Genomic DNA, 15,258 nt, shown 5'->3' with positions numbered 1-15,258 from the left:
TCAGTAGCGGAGGGTGGTCAGGTCCTTCACCGGCACGGTCAGCCTGCTCCCCGCGATGCGGGCCGCGACGCGGTCGTCGGAGGGCAGCCCCCAGGCCGTGAAGAAGCCCGACAGGTCGGCCCCGGCGGCTGTCGAGGCGCTGATCTGGAAGAAGGCCATCCGGGTCCGCTCGTCCTGCGGGTCGGGAAGACGCTGCCGGATCCCCTGGTGCAACCGGTGGAAGAGCTTGTCGCCGTACCCGAGCCGGAGCTGCTCGAACATCACCAGCGCCGTGCCGGGATCACTCGCGGCCAGCGCGTTGTAGTCACGCTCGGCGGCCGGCTTCCTCAGGTACGCCTCGGCCTTCGCGAACGAGCCCTCGGCCGTCAGCCGGGGCGGTGCCTTCCACGCCCGCTCGACGGCCAGCGCGTAGAGCCCGGCCATCGGCTCGCTGGCTGCTTTCCACTCCCAGGCCTGCTGCTCGCGGAGGTGGCCGAACTCGCTCCACAACGCCCACGACCGGCGCACCCCAGCGACAGTCAGCACCTCACTCATCCGGCTGGCTGGCCACGTCACGTACTCGTCGGCGGCGGCAGCCGCCTGACCCTCCACGACGTAGGTCAGCAGCGGGCTGACCCGGTCGCGGAGGCTGTCCCCGGCCTGCCCTCCGAGGGCGTCCTGGGCCGTGACCAGCTCGTCGTACGCGGTGAGCAGCGCCGTGACGTCCTCGCCAGCGTGGTCCCTCGCGGTGGCGACCGGCACGGTCAGCACGACGTACCTGCTGCGCAGCTGGGCGACGGGCGCCTCCGTGCGCGCCACGAGGTCCTTCCACTGCTGCGGCGTGGTCGCACCGAGCACGGCCAGCGGCATCGGTACCGCGCCGTGCCCGATCGTGATCGTGACCGGCGGGGCGGTGGCGGTGACCGTGCCCGTCAGGTACCTGACGTGGATCGGCCCGCCTGCGGGATCGGTGACCGTGATCTTCGATGCCTTCACCGGGTACCTGCGCGGGGCGGACGGGCCGGGCGTCCCGATCGTGATCTCCGGCTCCGGCAGCCCCTCGGCCAGGCTGGCCTCGATGGTGACCGCCGTGCCCGCCGGCGCGTACCAGCCGGTCGGCTGCTGGTCGGCCAGCCGCAGCACCCGGGCCAGCCGGTTCTGCTCTGATTCCGAACTCGGCAGCACAGGCACCGAGAACCGCCGGGCACCGGGCGACGTACCGGCCGCCGGGACCGGCTGTTTCTCGGGCTCCGAGGTGCAGCCCGCCTGCCCCAGCCCGCTCGCCAGCGCCAGGGCCAGCAGCAAGGCGACACGCCGTGACGGGAACATCACGGCAGCTTACCCAGAACCGGCCTTTGCTGGGGGTGCAGGTTGAGGCGGGCGCCCGGTGGAGTGAGGCCGGGCGCCCGCCCAGGGAAGGCCGGGCCGCTCAGTGGCACCGGTCGCGGCAGGGCAGTCCGCCACACCGGTACCGAGGACTCGAGAGGTGGTGCCGCAGGGGCGTCCCCTCCCCTGACAGCGGCTCCGAGGAGTGGCACAGCCGGGCCTGGAACCTGTCTGCCTGAAGGCTAGGCCACGCGAGCCGGTAAAGGCAACTATTCCTACCGACTAACTATGGAATTATTGGCGGCCGGCTCATTCGCCGTGCCCCTTGCCGGACGACCCGGACAGCACCGGATCGCGGCGCAGCTCGGCCTCCAGCTCGTCGACGGCCTCGCGCAGCGCGGCGATCCGGTCGATCGGCATCGGGTTCGGCGGGGTGGCCGGAGCGGGGGAGCCCGCCGGGTCGCCGCCGCCGGGCTCGCGCTCGGCCCTCTCCTCCGACTCCAGCGCCCGGGCCTCCTCCATCGAGTTCAGCACGACGCCGAGCAGGATGTTGACCAGCAGGAAGCCGGCGAAGACCACAAAGGACACGAAATACAGCAGGGTCCAGGGGGAGATCTCCAGGCCGGCCTTGAGCGAGTCGCTGAGCCCGTCGAAGAGCATCAGGCAGAACAGGGTGAGGGTCGCGCGGCCGATCGAGCCGTACTGCTCGGGCATCTTCTCCGCGAACAGCGTCCAGCCGAGCATGCCGTACAGGTAGAGCAGGATGACGCCGACGACGGCCAGGCTCGCCGTGCCGGGCAGGCTCCGCCACACCGCGAGCACGATGATCCGCATGGTGGGGAAGATCCGCACCACGCGGAGCACCCGGGCCAGCCTGGCGAGCCGGAGCAGCGTGGCGTTCTCCCGGATGCCCGGCGTCAGGGCCAGGGCCACGACCGCGAAGTCGAAGACGTTCCACGGGTCGCGGAAGAAGGCCAGCGGGCGCTTGCCGTACGCGCCGAGCCGGATGGCCAGCTCGCCGATGAAGTACGCCAGGCAGGCGGTGTCGAGCGCGTTGAGCAGTCCGCCGTGCTGGGTGACCAGGCTCGGGTACGTGCCGAGGCCAAGGAGCACCGCGTTGGCGACGATCACTGCGGCCGTCGTGGTGTGGAACCAGCGTTCCTCGACGACCCGGGCACACCACCGCTGCACTGCACTCTCCCGCCTTATATGGACATAACTCTCATATCATCCACGATGGCCGGCGCTCGGCGACCGGCGGGTCCGGGCGGCGGCGCGTGCCGGAGTGCTTGCGGACCGGACCCCGGGCCGGGCTATCGTCGGCGCATGGTGTCGATGCGGTTCGGGCCGGACGACCTGATCCGGGTGCGCTTCGCCCGTTCCCCCATGATGGAAGTGATCAACAGCCTGCGGTTGCTGCTGGAGCCCGGGCCGGGGCACCCCGCCCGGGGGCCCGGCATGTTCCGGCCCTGGCTGTCCACTGTGCCCGGCCGGGTCGCGGGCCTCGACCTGAGCGCGGTGCTCCCGCTGATCGGCGACCGGCTCCGGCTGCCGGACTTCCTGGTCCGCCCGCCGGATCGCGCCGAGGCCACGATCGCCGAGCAGCTGGACCAGCTCCGGGCCACACCGCCAGAGCGGGTGCACGCCGCACTGGAAGAACTCCGCAACGGCCGCCCCCTCGCCCCGGAACTCCACGCCCTCCGCGACGACCCGGAGCCAGGGCTCGACCGGATCGCCGGGCAGCTCGCCGCGTACTGGGACGTGGCACTGGAGCCCTACTGGCCCCGCATCCGCGCGCTCACCGACGCCGACCTCGCGTACCGGGCCGCGGCCCTCACCCGGGGCGGCGTGGCGGAGGTCTTCGCGACCCTGCACCCGGGCGTCGAGTACCAGCACCAGGAGGGCACCCTCCACATCAGGCAATGGAGCGACTGCGAGCACGAGCTCCGCGGCCTCGGCCTGCTCCTCGTCCCGTGCGTGTTCGCCTGGCCCGGCCTGAACCTGATCGCCAGCCCGCCATACCAGCCGGTCCTCGGCTACCCGCCGCGCGGCATCGCCGAGCTGTGGTCTGGCGCGAGCACCCCGGCCGTCGCTCCGTTCGGCGAGCTGCTGGGCCGCAGCCGCGCGACACTGCTGGCCCACCTCGACCTGCCGCTGTCGACGACGCAGCTCGCGATGGACATCGGTGTCACGCCGGCCGCCGTCAGCCAGCACCTGTCCGTGCTGCGCAGGTGCGGGCTGGTGACCTCACGCCGGGCAGGCCGGACCGTCCTCTACCAGCGCACACCACTCGCCACAGAACTGCTCAGCCAGTCTTACGCCTGAGAACGAGATAGGTACCCATCCCGGCTACCAGTCCCCAGAACGCCGAGCCGACACCCAGCATCGTCACGCCGGAGGCCGTCACGGCGAGGGTGATCAGGGCTGGCTCGCGGGCCGGTACGTCTTCGAGGGCTCCGGCGAGTCCAGTGAGGACGGCGCCCAGCAGCGCGACGCCCGTGACGGCGGCGACCAGTGGCCGGGGGAGCGCGGCGAACACCTGTACCAGTGCCGTGCCGAACAGCCCGAAGAGCAGGTTGGTGATCCCGCTGGCGATCCCGGCGACGTACCGCTTGGCCGGGTTCGGGTGGGCGTCCTCGCCCGTGCAGATGGCCGCCGTGATCGCGGCCAGGTTGATCGCGTGGCTGCCGAACGGCGCGAAGAGCACGGACGCGATCCCGGTACCGGTGAGCAGCAGCCGGTCCCTCGGCTCGTACCCCGACGCGCGGAGGACCGCGAGCCCCGGCGCGTTCTGGCTGGCCATCGTCACGAGCAGCAACGGGATGCCGATGCTGACCAGGGCTGGCCAGCCGAACGTCGGCGTCGTCCACACCGGGACGGCGAGGTCCAGCCTGATCCCGGCCGGCCGGAACTGCCCGAGGGCCCCGGCCGCCGCGACGCCGGCCCCGAGCGCGAGCAGGATCGCGTACCGGGCGAGGAAGCGCCGGCCCAGCAGGTACGCGGCGATCACGGCGAGCACGACCACAGGGGACTTCGGGATCGCGGTGAACGTGGCGAGCACGAAGGGCAGCAGGATGCCGGCCAGCATCGCGGCCGTCACGCCCCGGGGTACCCGCGCCATGATCTTGCCGAACAGTCCCGTGACGCCGATCAGTGTCGCGGCGATTCCGGCGAGGAGAAAAGCGCCGATCGCGTCGGAGTAACGGAAAGCCAGTAACGAAGTCACCAATAGTGCGGCACCCGGGGTCGACCACGCGGTAATCACCGGAGTGCGGGTCCAGATGCTGAGAATGACGGAGCTGAACCCGCAGCCGATCAGCATCGCCCACACCCAGGACGTCGTCTGGGCCGGGCTGAGCCCGGCGTTCGTCGCGGCGGTGATCACGATGACCAGGGGTCCTGAGCAGCCGATGAGCACGGCGACCGCCCCGGCGGTCACGGCGGACAGCGACACGTCGGACCTGCTGGTGAGGGTGGCCGGCATCCGCTCACAGTACGCGAGCGATCTTGATTGCAAAATGCATCTATCAACAACGTTATTCACCAATTTTTAAGTCTTCGCACAGGAGCACTTGAGCCGGTGTCTGCGACTGTCTGCGCACTTGCACTTCCACCGGAGGCTTGGAAGGAAACACGCAATGCGCAGACCCCTCACCGCGGTTTTCGCGGGTGCCGCCATCGTGGCCGGTACCGCGCTGACCGCAGCACTCCCGGTTGTCGCGGCCCCAGCCACCCCCTCAGTCCCGGCCGTGTCGCCCGGGCAGCAGGCACTGGCCGTGATCGTCGGGTACAAGAGCGGGGCGGCCGGGGCGACCTCGGACTCCGCCGCCAGCGAGGACTCGGCCAGCAAGGGCCGCAAGCTCAAGGTGAACCGGCGGCTGTCGACCGGCGCCGTCGTCGTCGACCTCCAGGGTGGTGACCTGGCGAAGACCCTCGACGCGTACCGGAACGACCCGGCCGTGGCCTACGCAGAGCCCGACCTGATCATGCAGCCGCTGGCCGACCCGACCGACACCGACTACTCCAGGCAGTGGGACCTCTTCGAGGCGACGGCCGGCATGAACGTGCCCGGCGCCTGGGCGAAGTCCACCGGCAGCGGGGTCACCGTCGCGGTCCTCGACACCGGCTACGTCGCGCACTCCGACCTGGCGGCCAACATCGTCGCCGGGTACGACTTCATCTCTTCCTCCTCCGCCGCCCGCGACGGCAACGGCCGGGACAACAACCCTGCCGACCAGGGCGACTGGGTGGCCACGGCCGGCGAGTGCGGCACCGACGCCAACGGCAACCCGGTACCGGCCAAGCCGACCGACTCCTCCTGGCACGGCACGCACGTGGCCGGCACCATCGGGGCCGTGACGGACAACAGCAAGGGCATCGCCGGCGTCGCGTACGCCGCGAAGATCCAGCCGGTGCGGGTGCTCGGCAAGTGCGGCGGCGCCACCTCGGACATCGCCGACGCGATCACCTGGGCCTCGGGCGGCACCGTGACCGGCGTCCCGGCCAACCCGACCCCGGCCAAGGTCATCAACATGAGCCTGGGCGGCAAGAGCGCCTGCTCGGCCACGTACCAGAACGCGATCAACGGCGCGGTCGGCCGGGGCACCACCGTCGTGGTCTCCGCCGGCAACTCCAACGACGACACGGCGAACTACAACCCGGCCAGCTGCAGCAACGTGATCAACGTGGCGGCGAGCAGCCGCGAGGGCAACCGGGCCTACTACTCCAACTACGGCGCGAAGATCGACATCGCGGCACCGGGTGGCGAGACCCGGCGCGCGACGGACACGCCCGGCACGGTGACCACGCCGGAGAACGCCATCTACTCCACGCTGAACACCGGCGCCACGACCCCGGGTGCGGAGAACTACGAGCCGTACCAGGGCACCAGCATGGCCGCCCCGCACATCTCCGGCCTGGCCGCGCTGATCGCCTCCAAGACGACGCTGACCCCGGCGCAGATCGAGCAGGCCATCAAGGACAACGCCCGCCCGCTCGCCGGTACCTGCACCGGCGGCTGCGGAGCCGGCCTGGCCGACGCCGCCGCGACCCTGACGGCCGTCACCACGACGACCCCGGGCGGGTACTTCGAGAACACCGCCGACGTCAGCATCCCCGACGCTGGTGCGGCGATCACCTCCTCGATCCCGGTCACCGGCCGCACGGGCAACGCCTCGTCGGCGCTCAAGGTCGGCGTGGACATCAAGCACAGCTACCGTGGTGACCTGGTCATCGACCTGGTCGCGCCGGACGGCAGCACCTACCGGCTGAAGAGCAGCAGCAACGACTCGGCGGCCAACGTGATCACCACGTACACCGTGAACGCCTCCTCCGAGGTCGCGAACGGCACGTGGAAGCTCAAGGTCCAGGACGTGTACAGCGCCGACACCGGCTACATCGACGCCTGGAACCTGACCTTCTAGCCTCTCCACCCACCCCTCCGTGAGCCCGGGGACCGGCGCCTCCCAGCCGGTCCCCGGGCTCCACTGTGGAACTGCTGGAACGGGCCCATGCCACGGGGGTTACCCGTTCCTGACTCGTGACCCCGGCCCCGGTCCGGCGGAGAACCAGCCGGGAATGCTGGGACGTCACGTCGCCGATACAGCTTCGGCCGGACCTCGTGCGGCGTCACGCTGTGGATGTCTCGTCTCGGCGTCGCGGAGGGCCTGGGTGGTGACCCGGGAGGCGAGCGGGACGGCGGCGAGTGCCAGTCCGGCGGCAGCGGCGAGGAAGGTGGCGCGTATGCCCAGGCCGCGTCCGAGCAAACCTCCGGCCAGGGCTCCGAGCGGAACTACGCCCAGGACGATCAGGCGGTACGCGGCGGTGACCCGGCCGAGGAGTTCGTCGGGTACCGCTGCCTGTCGCAGGGTGCTGACGACGATCTGGTTCAGCGAAGTCGCGATGGCGGCTACGAACATGCTGGCCAGGGCGAGAGCCGTGCTGTGGCCCAGGCCGAGGACCGCGTAGCTGGCGGCCGGAGCGAGGGCTGCGAGCCAGGTGGCTGGCCCGCCGCCGATCCGGGGTACGACGTGCGCGGCGAGCAGCGAGCCCGCGATGGCTCCGGCGGCGGGAACGGCGATGAACAGGCCGTAGCGCGACAGGGTCACCTGGTACGGGCCGGTGATCAGCAGGACGAGCAGCCCGCCGGTGGCCGCACCGAAGAAGTTGATGGCCGCAGAGATGAACGCGACCCGGCGCAGCAGCTCGTGGTGCCAGAAGTGTGCCCACCCGGAGCGGATGTCCTGGGCGGTGCTCGTCGGAGTGGACCGGCGGCGCTGCTGTTCCTCGCTGGTGGGGCGCAGTGCGGGCAGCAGCAGGGCCGCCAGTCCGGCGAGGGCGAAAGCGGCGGCGCCGGTGTAGAAGGCCGCTGAGGCCGCCAGCGCGAACAGCGCCGCCCCGGCTGGCGGGCCGGCGAAGGTGTTGATGACGGACTGGGTGGCGAACAACCGCCCGTTGGCGCGTTCAAGCCGCTCGCGCGGCAGCAACCGGGGCGGGATGGTCAGGGCGGCGTTGTCGACCAGCGTCTCGGCGCAACCCGCGAGGAACACCGCCGCGTAGAGCAGCGTGACGTGATGCCACCCGCCCGCCAGGGCCGTGGCGAGTAGCGCGAATCCGGCCGCGCGCAGCCAGTTGCCCATGGTGAGTATCCGGCGTCTGTCCATCCGGTCGGCCAGTGCGCCGGCCGGGAGGGTCGCGACCAGCCAGGGGAGGAACTGCGCCACTGTCACGCCGGCCACCACGAGCGGGTCGCGGGTCAGGGCGGCGACGAGCAGTGGCACCGCGGCCTGGAGCAGCCCGTCGGCGAGGTTCGAGGACGCTTGGGACGCCTGCAGGGCAGTGAACGACCTGCGGGGCGAAGCGGCAGGCATGAGCAGCCTCCTGGTGAATTCTCATGGGTGATAGGCCGATGAGGCGTGAGCATGGCACACTGGCTATCTCACATGCAAGAATGCTTTTACCCATGAGAGGAGCCGGGAATGAAGTTCCGCCACATCGCGGGCGACCCCATGCTCGACCTGGTGAACACCGTCGGGTGGCGCCTCGGCGGCAGCGAGCGCACGGAGAGCCTGAACACCTTCTCCGACGTCGTCGACTGGTGCGCCGAGTCCAGCCTGATCGGCGGAGACGAGGCTGCCGTCCTGCGTGACCTCTGCGAGCGGGACGAAGCCGGGGCCGAGCGGGAACGGCGGCAGGTCATCGAGGCGCGCGAGCGGGTCTACGCGCTTCTCTTCGAGGACGCCCCCGAAGCCGCCGCGCACCTCGCTGGCATGTTCCGTACGGCGATCGCAGCGGCCGACCTGGTCCGGTCGGGCGAGGGCTGGCAGTGGCGGGACCGGGAGACTGATCTCCGCTCGCCCCGCCATCGGATCGTCCGCGGGCTCGTGGCCCTCACCCAGCGCGGCGACCTTGACCGTCTCCACCAGTGCGAGGACGCCAAGTGCGGCTGGGTGTATCTCGACACGTCACCCCGGCGGAACCGGCGCTGGTGCGACACGAAGGACTGTGGCGACCGTAACCGTGCCCGCGCCTACTACGCCCGGCAGAGGGCGAAGTCCATCTAGGCCGCTCACATCCACAGCAGAGGGTCGAGTGCCTGGCCGCGCGGGGTCCGTACCTCGAAGTGGACGTGCGGGCCCGTCGACGCGCCCGTCGACCCGCTCAGCCCGACCGGCTGCCCGCTCAGCACGTCCTGCCCGGCCCGGACGAGCAGCACGGCCTGGTGCGCGTAGCAGGACTGCACGCCGGGATGGTCGACGCACACGTAGTACCCGTAGCTGCCGTTCCACCCCGCGCGGCTGACCCGCCCGGCGGCGGCGGCGAGCACCGGCGTACCCGGCTCCGCCGCCAGGTCCCAGCCGCTGTGCTCCTCCGCCCCGTGGTGCAGCGGGTTGATCCGGGGGCCGAAACCGCTCGTCACCCCGCCGGGTACCGGCAGCCGCAGCTTCCCGTCCCGGCGCTGGGCCGCCTCCGCCAGCCGCGCGGCCGTCACGTCGCCGAACGGGGCCGCGAGCCGCGTTGCCGTGTCGTGCGCGGCGAGTACCGAACCCCGCAGGGCCGCCACGGTGCTCTCGTCGATCGGGGTCAGGTCGCTGCCGCCCCGGCCGGTGAGCTGGCGGGCCTGCCACCACGTGTCGCGGAGATCGGCGGGGATGGCGGCTGCCTGCTGGTACAGGATGATGGGTCTGTCCTGTGCGGAACGCAGGCGCTGGAGCTGCTGCTCGGCGCTGGCCAGTCTCGTGTCGAGCGTGGCTGCGTGCCGGAAGGCCTCTGCGGCCCTGACCACTCCCGTGCCCCTGCTGGCCATCGCCGGATCGGCGGGCGGCTCGCTGTAGGACGGGCTGGGGGAGGGCGAAGGCGAGAGCGACGGCGACGGCCGCAGCACCTCCGGCACCCGGGCCGGCGGGGGAGGTGCCGGCGGGGCGAGGCTGGGGCCCGTGCTCGGGACCAGGTTCAGGCTCGGGCTGGCCGCTGGTGCCGGTGTCCTGCCCGGGCTTTTCGGCCGCTGCGACGGCCCGGGGCTGGGGTTGGCGCGTGGTGAGGGTGTGGCTCCCGGTGACGGCAGCTGGCTGGGGGAAGGCGTGGCCTGGCCGAGCGCGAGGACGGTCGCGACGAACACCTTGGTCAGCATTTGAGTATTTTGCACCAAGGGCCGATCGTCAACTAAGGTTGACGCCCGGTCCCTTCGTCAACTAAAGTTGACGACATGGCAACAGTGACCGAGCTGGCCACAGCGGCCGGCAGTCCCGACCCGAAAGCAGGCCTGCGCGCGGTCCTCGCCCTGCGCCGCCTGGCCGAGACCCTCGAAGGCGTGCAGGTCGCCAACGCGCGGCGGCTCGGCTGGTCCTGGCAGGACATCGCCGAGGCCCTGGAAGTCAGCAAGCAGGCAGTCCACAAGAAGCACTCCGGCCGCGAAAGGTCCTGAGATGTTCGAGCGATTCACTGACCGCGCCCGTACCGCCGTCAAGCAGGCACAGGCCGAAGCCACCCAGCTCGGCCACTCCTACGTCGGCACCGAGCACCTCCTCCTCGCCCTCCTGGCCGGCGACGGCATCGCCAGCCGGGTTCTCCGCGACGCCGGCCTGACACACGAGACCGCCCGCACCGCGCTGGCCGAGGCGCTGGCCTCCGCGCCCCTCGGTCCCGAGGACGCGGCCGCGCTGCGCTCCGTCGGCATCGACCTGGACGCCGTCCTGGCCAGCATCGAGCAGAACTTCGGGCCGGAGGCGCTCGCCCCGCCGCCCCAGGCCCCGCGCCGTGGCCTCTTCGGCCGTAAGGGCTCCGGGGGCCGGTTCACCGCGCGAGCCAAGAAGGTCCTGGAGCTGTCGCTGCGCGAGGCGATCCGGCTCAAGCACAACTACATCGGTACCGAGCACATCCTGCTCGGCCTGATCCGCGAGGGCGAAGGCCTCGGCGCCCGGATCCTCACCAGCTCGGGAGCCGACCTGTCAGCGCTCCGCTCGGCCACCGAGCAGGCGATTCCGCGAGCGGCCTGAGACTGGTGCGGGCCTGAACCCAACGGGGGAGTTCAGGCCCGCACGCTCCCACCGGATCTAGACACCTGAGGCCAGCGGATCCGCGAGCAGTCTCGTGAAGGCCAGCTCCGCCGCCCCCAGCAGCGGCAGGTCCTCGCCCAGTGCCGGGGTGCGGAGCTTGAGCGGGTCGCGGGAGGCGCGCAGGCTCATCCTGTTCAGCCGGCCACGGACCTGGGCCGCCGAGGCCAGGTACACGTCGCGGAGCGTGCCGCCGAAGACGACCATCTGCGGGTTGAGCAGGTTCACCAGGTTGGCGACGCCGAAGCCGAGCCAGTCGCCTGCCGCCCGCAGCGAGCCCTGCGCCTCGGTGTCGCCCCGGCTCGCCGCGTCGATCAGCGCGGAGATCCCGGCCCGGCCGGCGTCGGGAGGCCGGCCGGCGGCCGCGAGCAGGGCCTGCTCGCCGATCTCGGTCTCCCAGCAGCCGGCCGAGCCGCACGAGCAGGGCTTGCCCGCCGGGTTCACGACCATGTGGCCGGCCTCGCCCGCGAATCCCTCGTGCCCGCGCAGCAGCCGGCCGCCGGAGATGATGCCGCAGCCGATACCGACGTCGCCGTGCAGGTAGAGGACGTCGGAGCAGGCCGAGGCCACGCCACGGGTGTGCTCGGCGAGGGCCGAGAGGTCCGCGTCGTTGCCGACGGCGACCGGCTCGCCGAGCAGCCCGGTGAGGCGCTCGCCGAAGGGCTCGTCGTGCCAGCCGAGGTTCGGGCCGAGGCTGACCAGGCCGTCGTCGGCTCTGACCAGGCCGGAGACCGCCGCGCCAGCTCCGGCGCAGATCGCGGTGCCCGGCAGCGTCCTGCGCATCTCGGTGGCGAAGCCACCCAGCGTCTCCAGTACCTCGGCCGCCGCGAGGGCGCCACGGGGGTGGATCAGCTCCCGGCGGTCGAGGACGACGCCACCCAGGCCGACCCTGGCCGCGACCACCCGGTCGACGCGCACGCTGAACGCCAGCACGTACACGAGGTCGGAGGCCGGGCTGACCACAAGGGACGGACGCCCGGCTCCCCGGTGGCTGCGGGGCTGCTCCTCCCGGATCAGCCCCGCGGCGGCCAGGTCGGCGGTCAGCGCGCCGATGGTCGACCGGTTCAGGCCCATGAGGGTGGTCAGCTGCGCCCGGGAGGTCGGCCCGAGGATGTGGACATGCCTGAGCAGAGCTCCGAGGTTGTACCTGCGGATCTCGTCCTGGCTGGGGCCGGCGCGCATCTGGGCGATTCTCCGTTCCGCGCGCCGCTCAGCGCAATCCGGCGCCGGCCGCGCGGCGGCGGCTCAGCGCGTCCACCCCGGCGGCGAGCAGCAGCACGACCCCGGTGACCACGTACTTCACCCCGGCGCTGTACCCGAGCAGCCCCATCCCGTTGTCGATCACCGCCACGACGGCCCCGCCGAGGACGGCGTCGAGGATCCGGCCCTTGCCGCCGAACAGGCTCGTGCCGCCGATGACGGCCGCGCCGACCGCGTACAGCAGCACGTTGCTGCCGCCGGTGTTCGCGTCCACGGAGTTCGCCCGGGACGCGGCCACGATCCCGCCGACGGCGGCGAGCGCCGAGCAGACCGCGAACGCCGAGATCTTGATCCGGTCCACGCTGATCCCGGCCCGGCGGGCAGCCTCGGCGTTGCCGCCGACCGCGTACAGGTGACGGCCGTAGGGGGTGCGGGCCAGGACGAACGTGCCGAGGACGAGCAGTGCCGCGATGACGGGTACCACGATGGGCACCCCCTTCAGCGACACCACCAGCACGTTCCGGCTGCGTTCGAGGTTGAGCACGTACACGGCCGCGCCCAGCAGCAGCGCCAGCCCGCCGGCCCGGGCGGCCATCAGCTCCACGGGCAGCGCCGGCAGCCCGCGCTGGACCCGCGACCGGCTGCGCAGCCACAGCGCGACCGCGTACCCGCCGGCCGCGACCGCCGCCAGCACCCAGCCCAGCGCCGGGCTCAGGTTCCGGTTGGCCAGCGCGAGGATCACCGGCTCCCGTACCGAGATGTTGGCCCCGCCCTTGATCAGCAGCAGCACCACGCCCTGGAACGCCAGGAACGCCGCCAGGGTGACCACAAAGGACGGTATCCCGATCCGCGCGACCAGGAACCCGAGCACCAGCCCGATCACGATGCCCGTGCCGATCGCCGCCAGCACCGCCACGTACCAGGGCGCGCCGTGGTTCGCCAGCAGCACGGCCAGCACCGCAGCGCACACGCCACTGGTGAACCCGGCCGACAGGTCGATCTCGCCCAGCAGCAGGACGAACACCAGCCCCATCGCGATGATCGCGACGGCGGCACCCTGGGTGAACAGGTTCGCCAGGTTGCCGGGTGTGAGGAACACCGGGCGGAGGATCGCGAACGCCGTGCACAGCACCAGGAGGCCGGCCACGGCGGGCAGCGCGCCCGTGTCGCCGCCCCGCAGCCGTTCCAGGTAGTCGCGGACGTGGCTCATGAGGACGCTCCGGAGGTGATCAGCTCGACGACCTGCGAGTGGGTGACCGCTGCCGCGGGGACCTGCGCGGCCATCCGGCCGAGGTAGAGTGCCGCGATCCGGTCGGCGACCGCGAACACGTCGTTCATGTTGTGTGAGATCAGCACGACGGCGAGCCCGCTGTCGGCCAGCCGCCGGACGAGTTCGAGCACCTGCGCCGTCTGGGCGACACCGAGCGCCGCCGTCGGCTCGTCGAGCACGACCACCTTGCTGTTCCACAGCACGGCCTTGGCGATCGCGACCGTCTGCCGCTGCCCGCCGGACAGGCTGGACACCTTCTGCCGGATCGACCGGACAGTGCGGACGGACAGGCTCGCGAGGGTGTCGGCGGCCAGCTGCTCCATGCTCGCCTCGTCGAGTACCAGGCCACGGGTATGCTCCCGGCCGAGGAACATGTTCTCGACGATGTCGAGGTTGTCGCAGAGCGCGAGGTCCTGGTACACGATCTCGACGCCGAGCGCCGCGGCGTCACGCGGGCTGTGCACCTGCACCGGGCGGCCCTCGAACAGGTACTCGCCCGAGTCGGCCGGGTGGATGCCGCCGATGCACTTCACCAGCGTGGACTTGCCTGCTCCGTTGTCGCCGACGAGGGCGGTGACCTCGCCGGGATACGCCGAGAAGTTCACGTCCCGCAGGACGTGCACCGGCCCGAAGCTCTTGTTGATGCCGCGGAGTTCCACGACGGGCTGCATCTCGTCTCGCCTTCTGTCGAAGGCCGGTCCCGGGGCGCCCGGGACCGGCGACTCCACTGACTAGCTGATCCCGGCCGCGGTGCAGGCCGCGGCGAAGTCAGCCGTGCACAGCTCGGCCTTCGTCACGTACCCGTCGGCCACCACGTCCCTGACGTTCTCCTTGAAGATCGCGACCGGGGTGAGCAGCACTGCCGGGACCTCCTTGCCGCTCTGCGGGTCCTTGATGGTGGCCGGAGCCGTCGGCTTCTCGCCCTTGGACAGCTTGATCGCCAGCTCGGCGGCCGCGTCGGCTTCCTTCTTCACCGCCTTGTAGACCGTCATGCACTGGTCGCCGGCCAGGATGTTCTGGAGACCCTGCACCGTGGCGTCCTGCCCGGTCACGGGGACCCTGCCGTTCAGCTTCTGCTTCTTCAGTACCGAGATGGCGGCGTTGCCCAGCCCGTCGTTGGCCGCGAGCACCCCGGCGATCTTTGGCTGGCTGGTGAGCATCTGCTCGAAGATGGTCCCGGCCTGGGTGTTGTCCCAGTCCGGCACGCTCTGGTCCGGCCCCTTCACGTACTCGCCGGAGGTGTACTTCGGCCCGAGTACCCCGTCGTAGCCGTTCTTGAACAGCGTCGCGTTGTTGTCGGTCGGCGCGCCGTTCAGCTCGGCGACGATCGGCTTGGCCGCGCCGGCCGCCGTCAGGCACTTGCCCAGGCCCTCGCCCTGGAGCTGCCCGACCTTCACGTTGTCGAAGCTGACGTGGTACTGCGCGCCGCCGCCGAGCGTGAGCCGGTCGTAGTCGATGGTGGCCACACCCTGGGCGCGGGCCTTGTCCAGCACGGCCTTCCCGGTACCACTGTCCAGGTTGACGATCATGAGGACGGTGGCCCCGTTGGTGATCATCTGGTCGGCGATGGTCTGGAAGGCGTTCTTGTCGCCCTGGGCGTTCTGGATGTCGTAGGCGACCCCGGCGGCCTTGAACGCCTCGGTCAGGAACTTGCGGTCGGCGGTCTCCCACCGGGCCGAGGTTTTGCTGTCGGGGAGGATCACGCCGATCTTCGGCTTCTTCTCCGAGCCGGAGTCCGAGCCGGAGCAGCCGGTCAGGCCGAGCCCGAGCACCAGTCCTGCGGTGGTGAGGGCGAGGAGTCCCTTGCGCATGCAGGTCGTCCCTTCAGGGGTTCGCACCGGTCGCCCGGCGCGGCGGGGGGATATGTTGCTCGCCACAACATAGGAGCGCCGAGGGCCCGGCGCCAGAGTCATCAACCCTTGACCTGGCATT

General features: G+C 71.4%; 14 protein-coding genes. 5 read left to right on the top strand and 9 right to left on the bottom strand.

Going from position 1 to position 15,258, the window contains the following annotated elements; genetic code table 11:
• Both A3G1_RS0107755 and A3G1_RS33770 read right to left on the bottom strand, forming a co-directional pair.
• Positions 1 to 1,308, bottom strand: coding sequence for a M60 family metallopeptidase (locus A3G1_RS0107755; RefSeq protein WP_040477678.1), 1,308 nt, complete (start codon positions 1,306 to 1,308; stop codon positions 1 to 3).
• Between the two features lie 306 nt (positions 1,309 to 1,614).
• The gene (locus A3G1_RS33770; protein ID WP_018348906.1) at positions 1,615 to 2,496 is read right to left on the bottom strand and encodes an ion transporter; all 882 of its coding nucleotides are present in this window, start codon (positions 2,494 to 2,496) and stop codon (positions 1,615 to 1,617) included.
• 135 nt (positions 2,497 to 2,631) lie between these two features.
• On the opposite strand from A3G1_RS33770, the gene A3G1_RS0107745 reads away from it, so the two are divergent.
• Positions 2,632 to 3,630 (top strand): DUF5937 family protein, encoded by a 999-nt coding sequence (locus A3G1_RS0107745; protein WP_018348905.1) that lies wholly within the window; start codon positions 2,632 to 2,634, stop codon positions 3,628 to 3,630.
• On the opposite strand, the gene A3G1_RS0107740 is transcribed toward A3G1_RS0107745, so the two are convergent.
• The gene (locus tag A3G1_RS0107740; protein ID WP_018348904.1) at positions 3,611 to 4,789 is read right to left on the bottom strand and encodes a benzoate/H(+) symporter BenE family transporter; all 1,179 of its coding nucleotides are present in this window, start codon (positions 4,787 to 4,789) and stop codon (positions 3,611 to 3,613) included. The two genes, A3G1_RS0107745 and A3G1_RS0107740, sit on opposite strands and share 20 nt — an antisense overlap.
• Positions 4,790 to 4,943: 154 nt before the next feature.
• Here A3G1_RS0107740 and A3G1_RS0107735 point away from each other — a divergent pair, with 154 nt between their 5' ends.
• Positions 4,944 to 6,728 (top strand): S8 family peptidase, encoded by a 1,785-nt coding sequence (locus A3G1_RS0107735; RefSeq protein WP_018348903.1) that lies wholly within the window; start codon positions 4,944 to 4,946, stop codon positions 6,726 to 6,728.
• A gap of 165 nt (positions 6,729 to 6,893) precedes the next feature.
• On the opposite strand, the gene A3G1_RS0107730 is transcribed toward A3G1_RS0107735, so the two are convergent.
• On the bottom strand, positions 6,894 to 8,174 hold the full coding sequence (locus A3G1_RS0107730; protein ID WP_018348902.1) for an MFS transporter: 1,281 nt from the start codon (positions 8,172 to 8,174) through the stop codon (positions 6,894 to 6,896).
• Between the two features lie 108 nt (positions 8,175 to 8,282).
• Here A3G1_RS0107730 and A3G1_RS0107725 point away from each other — a divergent pair, with 108 nt between their 5' ends.
• Complete coding sequence (locus A3G1_RS0107725) at positions 8,283 to 8,867, top strand: CGNR zinc finger domain-containing protein (RefSeq protein WP_018348901.1); 585 nt, start codon at positions 8,283 to 8,285, stop codon at positions 8,865 to 8,867.
• A 5-nt stretch (positions 8,868 to 8,872) separates the two neighbouring features.
• Here the strand turns inward: A3G1_RS0107725 and A3G1_RS38290 are convergent, their stop codons facing one another.
• Positions 8,873 to 9,934 (bottom strand): M23 family metallopeptidase, encoded by a 1,062-nt coding sequence (locus A3G1_RS38290; protein ID WP_018348900.1) that lies wholly within the window; start codon positions 9,932 to 9,934, stop codon positions 8,873 to 8,875.
• A 75-nt stretch (positions 9,935 to 10,009) separates the two neighbouring features.
• On the opposite strand from A3G1_RS38290, the gene A3G1_RS0107715 reads away from it, so the two are divergent.
• Together A3G1_RS0107715 and A3G1_RS0107710 are read left to right on the top strand one after the other, a co-directional pair.
• A complete protein-coding gene (locus A3G1_RS0107715) occupies positions 10,010 to 10,228 on the top strand; it encodes a hypothetical protein (protein WP_026211902.1) in 219 nt (72 codons plus the stop codon).
• A 1-nt stretch (position 10,229) separates the two neighbouring features.
• On the top strand, positions 10,230 to 10,799 hold the full coding sequence (locus A3G1_RS0107710; RefSeq protein ID WP_018348898.1) for a Clp protease N-terminal domain-containing protein: 570 nt from the start codon (positions 10,230 to 10,232) through the stop codon (positions 10,797 to 10,799).
• 57 nt (positions 10,800 to 10,856) lie between these two features.
• Here the strand turns inward: A3G1_RS0107710 and A3G1_RS0107705 are convergent, their stop codons facing one another.
• Genes A3G1_RS0107705 through A3G1_RS0107690 form a run of 4 tightly spaced genes read right to left on the bottom strand, consistent with a single transcriptional unit; the run spans position 10,857 to position 15,137 of the window.
• Complete coding sequence (locus A3G1_RS0107705) at positions 10,857 to 12,038, bottom strand: ROK family protein (RefSeq protein ID WP_018348897.1); 1,182 nt, start codon at positions 12,036 to 12,038, stop codon at positions 10,857 to 10,859.
• A 28-nt stretch (positions 12,039 to 12,066) separates the two neighbouring features.
• Entirely contained in the window at positions 12,067 to 13,266 is a 1,200-nt protein-coding gene (locus A3G1_RS0107700) for a sugar ABC transporter permease (RefSeq protein WP_018348896.1), read from the bottom strand.
• Positions 13,263 to 13,997 carry an ATP-binding cassette domain-containing protein gene (locus A3G1_RS0107695; protein ID WP_018348895.1) on the bottom strand — a complete coding sequence of 245 codons (735 nt, stop codon included), beginning with the start codon at positions 13,995 to 13,997 and terminating at the stop codon, positions 13,263 to 13,265. The genes A3G1_RS0107700 and A3G1_RS0107695 overlap by 4 nt, the downstream gene beginning before the upstream one ends.
• 60 nt (positions 13,998 to 14,057) lie before the next feature.
• Complete coding sequence (locus A3G1_RS0107690) at positions 14,058 to 15,137, bottom strand: sugar ABC transporter substrate-binding protein (protein WP_018348894.1); 1,080 nt, start codon at positions 15,135 to 15,137, stop codon at positions 14,058 to 14,060.
• Positions 15,138 to 15,258: the final 121 nt, after the last annotated feature.

Source organism: Longispora albida DSM 44784 (assembly GCF_000379825.1).
GTDB lineage: Bacteria > Actinomycetota > Actinomycetes > Mycobacteriales > Micromonosporaceae > Longispora > Longispora albida.
The sequence above is the reverse complement of the archived record's forward strand: the minus strand, read 5'-3'. Positions and strand labels throughout refer to the sequence as shown.

Excerpts from the sequence above, each read along its gene's own strand:
- A3G1_RS38290 (WP_018348900.1), bottom strand. The coding sequence starts at position 9,934 with ATGCTGACCAAGGTGTTCGTCGCGACCGTCCTCGCGCTCGGCCAGGCC.
- A3G1_RS0107730 (WP_018348902.1), bottom strand. The coding sequence starts at position 8,174 with ATGCCTGCCGCTTCGCCCCGCAGGTCGTTCACTGCCCTGCAGGCGTCC.
- A3G1_RS0107755 (WP_040477678.1), bottom strand. The coding sequence starts at position 1,308 with ATGTTCCCGTCACGGCGTGTCGCCTTGCTGCTGGCCCTGGCGCTGGCG.
- A3G1_RS0107725 (WP_018348901.1), top strand. The coding sequence starts at position 8,283 with ATGAAGTTCCGCCACATCGCGGGCGACCCCATGCTCGACCTGGTGAAC.
- A3G1_RS0107740 (WP_018348904.1), bottom strand. The coding sequence starts at position 4,789 with ATGCCGGCCACCCTCACCAGCAGGTCCGACGTGTCGCTGTCCGCCGTG.
- A3G1_RS0107705 (WP_018348897.1), bottom strand. The coding sequence starts at position 12,038 with ATGCGCGCCGGCCCCAGCCAGGACGAGATCCGCAGGTACAACCTCGGA.
- A3G1_RS0107700 (WP_018348896.1), bottom strand. The coding sequence starts at position 13,266 with ATGAGCCACGTCCGCGACTACCTGGAACGGCTGCGGGGCGGCGACACG.
- A3G1_RS0107695 (WP_018348895.1), bottom strand. The coding sequence starts at position 13,997 with ATGCAGCCCGTCGTGGAACTCCGCGGCATCAACAAGAGCTTCGGGCCG.
- A3G1_RS0107715 (WP_026211902.1), top strand. The coding sequence starts at position 10,010 with ATGGCAACAGTGACCGAGCTGGCCACAGCGGCCGGCAGTCCCGACCCG.
- A3G1_RS0107710 (WP_018348898.1), top strand. The coding sequence starts at position 10,230 with ATGTTCGAGCGATTCACTGACCGCGCCCGTACCGCCGTCAAGCAGGCA.
- A3G1_RS0107745 (WP_018348905.1), top strand. The coding sequence starts at position 2,632 with ATGGTGTCGATGCGGTTCGGGCCGGACGACCTGATCCGGGTGCGCTTC.
- A3G1_RS0107735 (WP_018348903.1), top strand. The coding sequence starts at position 4,944 with ATGCGCAGACCCCTCACCGCGGTTTTCGCGGGTGCCGCCATCGTGGCC.
- A3G1_RS0107690 (WP_018348894.1), bottom strand. The coding sequence starts at position 15,137 with ATGCGCAAGGGACTCCTCGCCCTCACCACCGCAGGACTGGTGCTCGGG.